Source organism: Sphingobacterium sp. UBA6317 (assembly GCF_002440385.1).
Lineage (GTDB): Bacteria > Bacteroidota > Bacteroidia > Sphingobacteriales > Sphingobacteriaceae > Sphingobacterium > Sphingobacterium multivorum.
In genome coordinates this window covers 74,117-84,662 of sequence record NZ_DJTD01000021.1, presented here as the reverse complement: position 1 = coordinate 84,662, position 10,546 = coordinate 74,117, and the positions used below count along the sequence as shown (strand labels likewise).

The 10,546-nt window shown below is 40.9% G+C and carries 8 protein-coding genes and 1 tRNA gene; 4 read left to right on the top strand and 5 right to left on the bottom strand.

Annotated elements, in window-relative coordinates; all coding sequences use genetic code 11:
- Window positions 1-43 precede the first annotated feature (43 nt).
- The 5 genes from B3E92_RS06050 to B3E92_RS06030 form a co-directional block, all read right to left on the bottom strand.
- Window positions 44-3,226 (bottom strand): efflux RND transporter permease subunit, encoded by a 3,183-nt coding sequence (locus tag B3E92_RS06050; RefSeq protein ID WP_145326907.1) that lies wholly within the window; start codon window positions 3,224-3,226, stop codon window positions 44-46.
- Window positions 3,227-3,290: 64 nt separating this feature from the next.
- Window positions 3,291-4,346, bottom strand: coding sequence for an efflux RND transporter periplasmic adaptor subunit (locus B3E92_RS06045; RefSeq protein WP_115049038.1), 1,056 nt, complete (start codon window positions 4,344-4,346; stop codon window positions 3,291-3,293).
- A 14-nt stretch (window positions 4,347-4,360) separates the two neighbouring features.
- Window positions 4,361-5,677, bottom strand: a complete 1,317-nt coding sequence (locus B3E92_RS06040; protein WP_286752089.1) for a TolC family protein — start codon at window positions 5,675-5,677, stop codon at window positions 4,361-4,363.
- A 28-nt stretch (window positions 5,678-5,705) separates the two neighbouring features.
- A complete protein-coding gene (locus B3E92_RS06035) occupies window positions 5,706-6,305 on the bottom strand; it encodes a TetR/AcrR family transcriptional regulator (protein WP_286895887.1) in 600 nt (199 codons plus the stop codon).
- Window positions 6,306-6,561: 256 nt separating this feature from the next.
- On the bottom strand, window positions 6,562-7,233 hold the full coding sequence (locus tag B3E92_RS06030) for an NUDIX hydrolase (RefSeq protein ID WP_075992906.1): 672 nt from the start codon (window positions 7,231-7,233) through the stop codon (window positions 6,562-6,564).
- Between the two features lie 185 nt (window positions 7,234-7,418).
- On the opposite strand from B3E92_RS06030, the gene pfkA reads away from it, so the two are divergent.
- The 4 genes from pfkA to B3E92_RS06010 all read left to right on the top strand — a co-directional run bounded on the left by pfkA (window position 7,419) and on the right by B3E92_RS06010 (window position 10,516).
- On the top strand, window positions 7,419-8,396 hold the full coding sequence (gene pfkA / locus B3E92_RS06025; protein WP_376749787.1) for a 6-phosphofructokinase: 978 nt from the start codon (window positions 7,419-7,421) through the stop codon (window positions 8,394-8,396).
- Between the two features lie 17 nt (window positions 8,397-8,413).
- Window positions 8,414-9,265, top strand: coding sequence for a hypothetical protein (locus B3E92_RS06020; protein WP_286752091.1), 852 nt, complete (start codon window positions 8,414-8,416; stop codon window positions 9,263-9,265).
- A gap of 4 nt (window positions 9,266-9,269) precedes the next feature.
- Window positions 9,270-10,268: a type I glyceraldehyde-3-phosphate dehydrogenase gene (gap, locus tag B3E92_RS06015; RefSeq protein ID WP_070561154.1), complete on the top strand. Its 999-nt coding sequence runs from the start codon at window positions 9,270-9,272 to the stop codon at window positions 10,266-10,268.
- 175 nt (window positions 10,269-10,443) lie between these two features.
- Window positions 10,444-10,516 (top strand) — tRNA-Phe (locus B3E92_RS06010).
- The last annotated feature ends 30 nt before the right edge of the window (window positions 10,517-10,546 follow it).

Sequence of the window (10,546 nt, the reverse complement as noted above, 5' to 3'; positions counted from 1 at the left end):
TTTTTGAGACAGCCCCTTTTTCTATTGTAAAATGTATTATTTTTTAATGTTCTGCCACGTCGACATGGTCATAATCTTCCTTCATCAAGGCTTCATAATTTGTCTTTTCTTTCTTTCCAAAACGACGTTGAAGACTGTCAAATATGGAGTACACCACCGGTACAACAACCAAGGTTAAAAATAAAGAAGATAACAAACCACCAATGATAACGATCGCCAGACCTCTATTCATATCGGCACCGTCTCCAGTAGCGATTGCGATAGGAATCATACCAAATACCATGGCAATTGTCGTCATCAAAATCGGACGAAGACGCGCGTGATTGGCTGCCACCAACGCATCGTGTGTATTATCGCCAGCTTCCTTACGATGGTTGGCAAAGTCAACCAGCATGATCGCATTTTTGGCCACCAGACCAATCAACATGATGATACCCAAAATCGTAAAGATATTCAAGGTCTGATTTCCCAGCGCCAAGAACAATAGGGCTCCGATAAACGACAATGGAATCGAGAACAAGACCACAAATGGTGTGATAAAACTATCGTATAAAGCAACCATTACCAAGTATACTAGGATAATAGATGCCAATAAGGCAATACCCAAAGTACCAAAACCTTCGGTTTGGTTTTCCATATTACCACCCCAGATAAAGACGATACCCGGTTTACGCGGCAGTTTTTCAAACTGTGCCTGCCACTCTTGCGCTACGGTACCCATTGGTCTACCGATTGCCTGTCCCTGAATGGATACTGCCGGCGACTTGTCGCGACGTTCCAACAACGTAGGTCCCGAACCAAAAGTTACATTGGCAAATTGATCCAAAGAAATAGAGGCACCCTGATTATTGATAAATTTCAGATCACGTACGTTGTCGATATTGGCACGACCATTTTCCGCATAGCGGATATTGATATCGTACTCGTTATCACCCGCTCTGTATTTGTTATCCGTATTTCCTGAAAATGCCGTCTGCATTGTCATCCCCACAGTAGAGACATTCAGTCCCAAAGAGGTCATTTTATCACGGTCGATCTTCACATTGATCTCAGGGTTACCCGCTTCAGAAGTCAATTTGACACCCGCTGCCCCAGGAATCTTACGTAATTGATCTGCCGCCTTCTCAGCAAATTCCTGTGCATCTTCGACAGAAGCACCGATAATGGTCAGCTTCAATGGTGCCTGCTCCGCTCCCATGATACCCACGTTGACGGTTTTGATTTTTGCACCGATCAGTTTATTTTCCAGTTCACGCTTCAGCGTCGCTGAATACACCTGTGAGTTACCCTCAAAATTTTCCTTGTCGAGGATCACGTGGATCTCCGATTTATAACGCGAACCCGTTGTTGAAGCCATACCGTCCGAAGACTGCCCCACTGTCGTAATAATTTCTTTGACATCAGGTTTCGATTTAATATAAGCCTCCGCTTTTTGCGTCAACAAGTTGGTCTTCTCCAGGGAAGCATCTTTATCGAGTTCCAACTGGATGAAAAACTCCTTACGGTCGATACTCGGGAAGAAGTCCGAACCAATATACCCCATACCGACCAAAAAAAACGATGCAACAAGTAAACCGATTGCCAAAAACAACGTAGCCAATTTCGTACCGACGTTCTTTAAAGCCCAGGTCAACAATCCAGCAACCCAATGTGTAAAGCTGTTCAAACCGCTTTCAAAACCATGAATAATACGACCAAAGAAAGAAGTTTTGCTCAAGTGCTCCAATTTACCGAAACGCGAGTATAACCAAGGCACTACCGTAAATGACACCAATAAGGATAATAAAGTCGAGATGATTACCGTCACACAGAATTGTGCCAGGATATTGGCCACCAAACCCGTAGACATCGCGATCGGCAGGAACACTACCACGATAACCAAGGTGATCGCCGTTACAGTAAATCCGATTTCCGAAGCACCATCATAGGCCGCACGCACCTTGTTTTTACCCATCTCCATGTGGCGGTGAATATTCTCGATAACAACGATCGCGTCATCCACAAGAATACCTACTACCAGGGATAAACCGAGTAAAGACATCAAGTTTAAGGTATAGCCCATCAAAAGCAAGCCAATAAAGGTAGCAATCAAAGATAAAGGAATCGCCACCATGGTAATCGCCGCATTACGTAAACTTTGTAAGAAGAACAACATGATAAAGCCCACCAATGCGATGGCAATCATTAAGTCATGGATCACGTTATCGGCTGCATTCAAGGTAAATTCTGAAGAGTCATTGGCCACCAGAATTTTAATATTCTGTGCCGCATAATCCTTCTCTACACCAGAAATTACTTTTCCGTCTTTATCGTGTACCGCAATGGTTTTCTTGACCGCTTCGGACACCGCTACCGCATTTGCATCAGACTGTTTAAAGACCTGCAATAAGATTGTATTCTGACGGTCCAGGCGGGCTACTTTTTCAATCTCTTTGATACCATCCCGCACATCGGCGATATCGCGCAGATAAATCTGCACCCCTGCCGGTGTTGTGATCGGGAGGTTACGCAGCTCCTCGATCGAAGTTACTTTACCCGAAAGACGGATGGTTGTCCGGTTATCACGAGTACTGACGTTACCTGTCGGGAAATCGAGATTGGATGATGCTACAATTTGTTGTACCTGCGAAATTGTCAGTCCATAACCTTCAATTTTCTTCGGGTCTACAGAGATCTGGATTTCACGTTCCTCACCACCGATCAGGTCCACTTTGGCAACACCATTGATCCGCGCAAAGACCGGCTGGATTTTATTGTCCAAAAGATCGTAGAGTTCTTTTTCCGATAAGTTGGACGTGACGGCCAAACTCATGATGGCCACATCATCCAGGGAGAATTTGGAGAGTGAAGGTGTCTTTACATCATCCGGCAGATCGTTGATCACGGCATTGATTTTCCGTTGAGCATCCGTAAGCAGGAAGTTGACATCCGCACCGTTGTTGAGGGTAATCATGACAATCGATACCCCTTCAAGGGAAGTCGACTCCACCTTTTTAATACTTTCCAAGGATGAAATGGCATCCTCTATTTTTTTGGTCACCGAACTCTCCACCTCTGCAGGTGAAGCTCCCGGATAGACCGTCTGTACCGTAATGACGTTAATTTCAAATTTAGGGACCAATTCATAGCCCAATCGCGTATAAGAAAACAACCCGCCTAATGTCAGTATTATAAATAATACGATAATTATACTGGGGCGTTTTATCGATATTTCGGTAATTTTCATTCGAATAATTTATTTTTAATAGCTATGCAACCGAGGTTCCATCTGCTACCGATTACAGTATGCTCTATTTAATAATCTCTACAGGGCTTTGGTCAAATAGATTGATCTGACCCGAAACAATCACTTGGTCCCCATTTTGCAAACCACCTAAGATCTCGATGTAATCACCAAAGTTTCTACCTGATTTGACGTTTGTTTCGATGGCTTTACCGTTTTTCAGCACAAAGATCTTGTTGTCGCTCACACTACCCACAAAGGCATTACGAGGTACGATCAACGTATTGCTAGCAACACCTTCACCGAAGATGGCTGTACCGTACATACCAGCACGCAATTGGTTCGATGCATTATTTACCTCGATTTCCACCGGGAAGTTTAAGCTACCATCCGATTTAGGCGCAATAAAAGTTACTTTACCTGTAAAGCGTTGGTCTGCATATACACTCGCTGTCACATCAACAGATTGACCGATCCTTAAGGTAGCCACATTCTTTTCGTCCACATTGACACGCAATTTCAAGGTGGCGACATTGACAATATCGAAGGCTGCAGCGCCCACATTTAAGTAAGTGCCCGGTTCGATTTTACGTGCATTGACGATACCCGATACCGACGTTTTAATGGTTACATCGCCAGCATTCAATTTAGACGCTTTTAAGTTATTTTTCGCGTTTTCAAATTGCAATTTCACCTGGTCTAACTGTTGTTTGGTTACACCACCTGTAGAGAAGGCACTTTCAAAGCGATGCAGATCGGCCTGCGCATTGGTAAATGCAGCCTGCGCATTCGCTACGTTCACATTCAGTTTATCGCCCTCGATGATCGCCAAAGTCTGCCCGGCGCTCACATGAGAACCTTCATCAACCAATACTTTCACCACTCTACCTGCAGTTTCAGCTGAAACAGTTACTTCTTGTTTCGGAGAAAATGTTCCGTTAGCCGTATAACGTAAGTCCATGGAAGATACTTTTGCCGTATCGATACGCACTGCAATAGCCACATTTTTCTTTGCTACCTCTGCAGTTTCGGCCTCATTTTTCTTTTTATTTTTATTTAACACAAAAAATATTCCTGCTAGACCAGCAGCAATAATAAGTAAGGTAATAATTCCGCGTTTCATATTGTATTAGTCAATTATTCTTTAATTAGTGATTTTAATTCGCCATTTGCCTTAATAATCTGTACTTCGGCTACTTTATAGTTCAACAGACTCGTATTTAGATTATTTTCTGCATCAGCTAATGCTTTTTCAGCATCAAGTAATTCTGTTAAAGTTGCTAAACCATTGTTAAAATTGTTTTTGGTATCATCTAGCACACCTTTGGCCAATTTAACATTCCGGCGATTATTGTCGATCGTCAACAAGCTGATCTTAATCTGTGATTTGGCATTTTCTTTCGCCAGATTAAGGCCCAATTTGGTATCCTCAAGATCAACCTGTGCTTGTCTAATCTGAATATCGGCCTGGTTGATTCTCGCTTTTGTTGTTCCTCCGGTAAAGATTGGAACCGAAAGATTTAAACCTATGCTCGAGGTCTTTGGCCAGCTAAAATCGCCACCAATTGGAAAGCCTTTACCAAATCCATTAAAACCAAAATCTCCACCTAAGGATAATTTAGGATATAGATCAGCAACTTTCGATTTCTTGTTCAGTTCGTAAAGCTCAATTTGCTTTTTCATCAACTGTACCTCAGTCCTATTTTCTACATTATCCGATTCTACCGCCAGTGCTGCGTTGATATCAAACGTCTCTCCAGATAATTCAATATCTTCCTCGATCGGCTTTCCGATTGCGAATTTCAATGCATTTTCTTTGATCTGTACAGCGTTGGTTGTTTGTTGTTTTTGTGCCTCTAGGTTATTCACATTAACCACCAAGCGATCTAAATCTATTTTTTTTGCAAGTCCAGCTTTGACAAGTCCTTCCGTCACATCTTTCGTTTTTGTGGTACTTTGCAAATTATTTTCTATCGTTTGAAGTTTCAGATGTTCTTGGTAGATATCATAATAAGCATTTGCTACTTTTTCGATCACCTGTTCATCTGTTAACTGCGCATTTATTTGGTAAAACTCTTTTGTTGTCTTAGCAGCTTTCAAGCCTGTAAAGATCGATTGATTAAAAAGCTGTTGATTTAAGGAAATGGCCGCTGTAGAATTCCAGGGTTGTCCCATTTTAATTTTCTGAGTCTGACCACCGGCTTCCAATACCATTTCTGGAATTAACACATTGTATTTTAAGGAACCATTTGCTGTAATTTGTGGCAACGCGCTCCCCCTAACCTCATCAATCTGGTATTGCGAGTTTTCGAGATCTAACTTTGCCTTTTTAGCTTCCTTTTTGTTCTGCAAAGCAAATTTAATCGCATCACTTAAGCTCAATTGTTGCTGTGCATGACTCTGGAAAACCATCGTACCTAATAAAAGGCTGGCTAGTATTCTGATTGTTTTCATTCCTAATTTATTTATCCTAATTTTATATCTACTTTTTATTTATACCATTAAAAAAGAGCTTGGTAGCCAGCTTTTGCTTTTGCAGCACTTCATCAAAACGATCCTGATTTGGAATTCCCGAAATGATATCGGAGATATTGCACATCAGGGATAAACTTTTCATCAATTCCACATAGATTTCGGCCGTTTCATAGAGATGCTCCCCATCGATTTCACCTTTTTCGGCACCGATCTCAAGGATCTCAAACAAGGCTTTCACATCACGGTCGTGTAGGCACTGGAAAAAATCCTGCATGGAAAGTCCCTTGATCCATTCCAGATTTTCATTCATGTGCAACATATAGTATTTCCGGACAAATGCATCGCGCAATTCCAAAATTTTAATGATCAGCTCGTAGGCGGTGCCCACATGCACAGCCACCATCTTCTCCTCCTCTTCCCTATATTCATCCGTCAAACGCACAATCACATCCCGTATAAGTGCATTCTTTTCCGAATAATAGTAATACAAATTCGCTTTGGTAATTTTTATATCCTCCGCAATTTCATTCATCGTAGTCTTACTAAAACCGTAATGCATAAAGCGTCTTATCGCCGCATGAATGATTTGATCTTTTCTATCTTCCATTCTTCAAAAAACTCCTTTCTACTTTCTGACTTTTATCAAAAATTGTTCAAAAATATAAAAAGTAACATGTTGGACAAAATAAATTTTGAAATTGTAATAATTTTGATATTAACCTGACAACAAAACCTTCATGACTTCGCAGACACCAACAGCAATGAAAGCAAACTGAAGGTTCTTTCTGGCCAATAAGATCAGACACTTTCAGAAAAAAAAAGGCAAACTCGAAAGTTTGCCTTTTATTATACGAACAGATCTATTAGAATGCGACCGTGTTCTGAAAATGTTTTAAAAACTTTCGTTTATCCAATTTATAGAGCCTTGCTGCACGATAGGCTACTCCAGTCTGCACTTCGTCGAGCTCTTTTAGAAAGCCATAATTTTGCATTTTCTTTCTAAAATTGCGTTTATCGAGTGGTTTATTCAAGATTCCCTCATACACCAGCTGTAGCTGGGTGAGTGTAAATTTTTCAGGCAGCAGCTCAAAAGCAATCGGTTTATAGGCGAGGCGGCGCTGCAACCGCTCCAGACAGAGGTCCAAAATCTGCTTATGGTCAAAGGCCAGTTCAGGTACATTCCGAACGGGGAACCATTTTGCCTGCTTCATATAGTTTGTAACAGGTTTGGTTTTCAATTTGGTATTATCCAGCTGCACGAGGGCGTAATACGCCACCGTCAGAATACGTCCCTTTGGATGCCGTTTTAATCCGGCAAAGGAATGCAGCTGATCCATAAATACATCTTTCAAACCTGTATTCTCATACAAAATTCGTTTTACGGCATCTTCCATCTCTTCGTCATTATCCACGAAAAAACCTGGCAATGCCCACCAATCCTTAAAAGGATATTCATTTCTTTCGGCCAAAAGAACTTTTAACTCTCCTTCGTGAAAGCCTAATATGACACAGTCAACGGTAAAATTACTATACAAAACTTCTAAATTTATTTATGTGCAATATACTGAGCTAAATTTAGCGGTTACTAATCATCGGGTTATCTGTAACAATTATACGCTTCCTAAACGTGATGCGCAAAAAAATATTGAAAAATTTATTCAAAGTGTAGAATATACACTATAAAAATCTTATATTCGTAAAACCTAAAATATAGCGTGTGATAAAAGAAATTAAAAAAATAGGTGTATTGACGTCGGGAGGTGATGCTCCTGGCATGAATGCCTGTATTCGTGCTGTCGTTCGAACAGCATTACATAAAGGATTGCAAGTAACGGGTATTTATCAAGGATACCAAGGTTTGATCGACGCAAATTTCATCGAAATGGATACGCGTTCGGTCAGCAATATTATACAACGTGGTGGCACAATATTAAAAACGGCACGTTGCATGGAGTTTAAGACGCCCGAAGGCCGTCGAAAAGGCTATGACAATCTGATCGCTGCCGGTGTAGATGCCTTGGTGGTCATTGGTGGTGACGGTACCTTTACAGGTGCTAACTTCTTCTCCAAAGAATTTGAAATACCTATTATAGGTATTCCGGGTACGATAGACAACGACCTTTACGGTTCTGATTATACGATTGGCTACGATACAGCCAACAATACTGTCATCGAAGCGATTGATAAAATCAGAGATACTGCGGCGTCACATGAACGTCTTTTCTTTGTTGAAGTGATGGGCCGTGATTCAGGCTGTATCGCCTTAAATGCCGGTATTGCTGGCGGAGCCGAAGCCATTTTACTTCCAGAGAAAGAAACGGCCATTGATGATTTAATTAGTCATTTAGAAGACGGTGCCATTAAGAAGAAATCGTCATCCATTGTTATTGTCGCAGAGGGCGACCAAAATGGTGGTGCTTATTATGTCGCAAAAAAAGTAAAAGAAAAGTTTGATCATTACGACACGAAAGTTAGTATATTAGGGCATTTGCAACGGGGTGGTTCTCCGACGAGTTTCGACCGCGTGCTTGCGAGTAGATTGGGCTTTGCTGCTGTCAATGAATTATTGGCCGGAAACACACGAGTTACTGTTGGGCTCCGTGGTAATGAAATCAAGACAACTCCAATTGAAGAAGCAATCAGCAATAAGGAAATTAAACTTAGCCCTGATTTATTGGAGATGGCTGAGATTTTATAATCATAATTTAAACAGACATGATAGCAGTAGTATATAGTGGGTCGCGATTTTCAGACTGGCGGTTGGCTGATAAAGGTCGGATCACGACAGGGTTCCGCATGAACGGGATCAATCCTTATCTTCAGGATGAGCGCTCCATACTACAGCATTTGCATAAAAACACCAATCTGATCAACAATGCCGAAAAAATCAGAAGGATCTATTTTTTTGGTGCCGGATCGTCGTCGAAGGAACGTAAGGATAAAATAAAAAATGTCCTGGAGCGTTTTTTCGTCAATGCACGTGTACGGGTTGATCATGATGTCATTGCTTCGGCTATTTCGACTTTCGGCGACGAAAGAGGAATTATTGGCATCATTGGCAGTGGATCAAATGCAGCTTACTATACAGGGAAAAAAATCATTGACAACAATTATGGTCTAGGTTATATTCTGGCCGATGAGGGGGCAACAAACTGGAATAGCCAGCAGCTGCTCAAGCATTACATGACAGATACCTTACCTATTGATCTGCGGGATAAACTGGAAAGAGAATTTAACATCGACAAGAAAACCATTTTGGAAAAGGTGTATATAGCGCCACAGCCGACAAATTTTCTGAATTCATTTACCGACTTTGTCCTCGAAAATAAGGATCATCTATTCATCAGTCAATTGGTTAAAAATGGGCTCCGTACGTTTATCAAAACCTACATCAAGCCCTTAATGAAAGAATATCCGGATAGTGATGTTAACTTTACGGGTTCAGTAGCGTTTAATTATGAGCACTTACTTCGGGAAGTTGCTACAGAGGAATTTAATATCAGTATTGGTACCGTTGTAAAGGAACCGATACACAATTTAATTAAATATTATATCAATAAAAATTAAGAATATGAAAATTGGAATTAACGGATTTGGCCGTATTGGTCGTTTAGCATTCAGAGCGGCTATCAATCGTCCAGAAATTGAAATTGTTGGTATCAATGACTTAGTTGAACCAGATTATATGGCTTATATGTTGAAATATGATTCAACACATGGCAAATTTGACGGTTCTGTAGAAGTAAAAGACGGTAACTTGGTTGTTAACGGAAAAACTATCCGTGTTACAGCTGAGAAAGATCCGGCAAACTTAAAATGGAATGAAGTAGGTGCTGAAGTAATCATCGAATCTACAGGTTTCTTCTTGACACAAGAGTTAGCTCAAAAACACATCGATGCAGGTGCTAAAAAAGTGGTGATGTCTGCTCCAGCGAAAGACGACACCCCTACTTTCGTCATGGGTGTAAACCACAAAGAATTGAAAGCTGATCAACACATCGTTTCAAACGCTTCATGTACAACAAACTGTTTAGCGCCTATCGCTAAAGTATTAAACGATAAATTTGGTATCGTTGAAGGTTTGATGACAACAGTACACGCGGTTACAGCAACACAAAAAACGGTAGACGGTCCTTCAGTAAAAGACTGGAGAGGTGGTCGTGGTGCATACCAAAACATCATCCCTTCATCTACAGGTGCTGCTAAAGCAGTAGGTTTGGTTCTTCCTGAATTGAAAGGTAAATTGACCGGTATGTCATTGCGCGTTCCTACAGCAGACGTTTCAGTTGTTGATTTAACAGTACGTTTGAACAAAGGTGCTTCATACGAAGAAATCAAAACTGCGATGAAAGAAGCTTCTGAAGGCGAATTGAAAGGTATCTTAGGTTATACAGAAGATGAAGTTGTTTCTTCAGATTTCTTAGGTGATGCACGTACATCAATCTTCGATGCAAAAGCAGGAATTTCATTGAATGATAACTTCGTTAAAGTTGTATCTTGGTATGACAACGAATGGGGATATTCAAACAAAATCGTTGACTTGGTATTAGAAGTTGGTAAATTATCGTAATCAACTCGACCAACATCCAATAAAGGGGCTATTCTACACGAATAGCCCCTTATTTTTTTTCCTTAAAAATCAGCAGGTTGGCGTTTAAACGCAAAAAAAAGCGCTTTTAGCTTTCGTAATTCAAATAATCCGTCTATATTTGCATCATCAATAAGGCAGACAGCTCAATTGAAAAGGTGCCATAGCTCAGTTGGTAGAGCAAAGGACTGAAAATCCTTGTGTCGCTGGTTCGAATCCAGCTGGCACCACCGAAAAGGAAGAACGCAAGGTTCTGACAG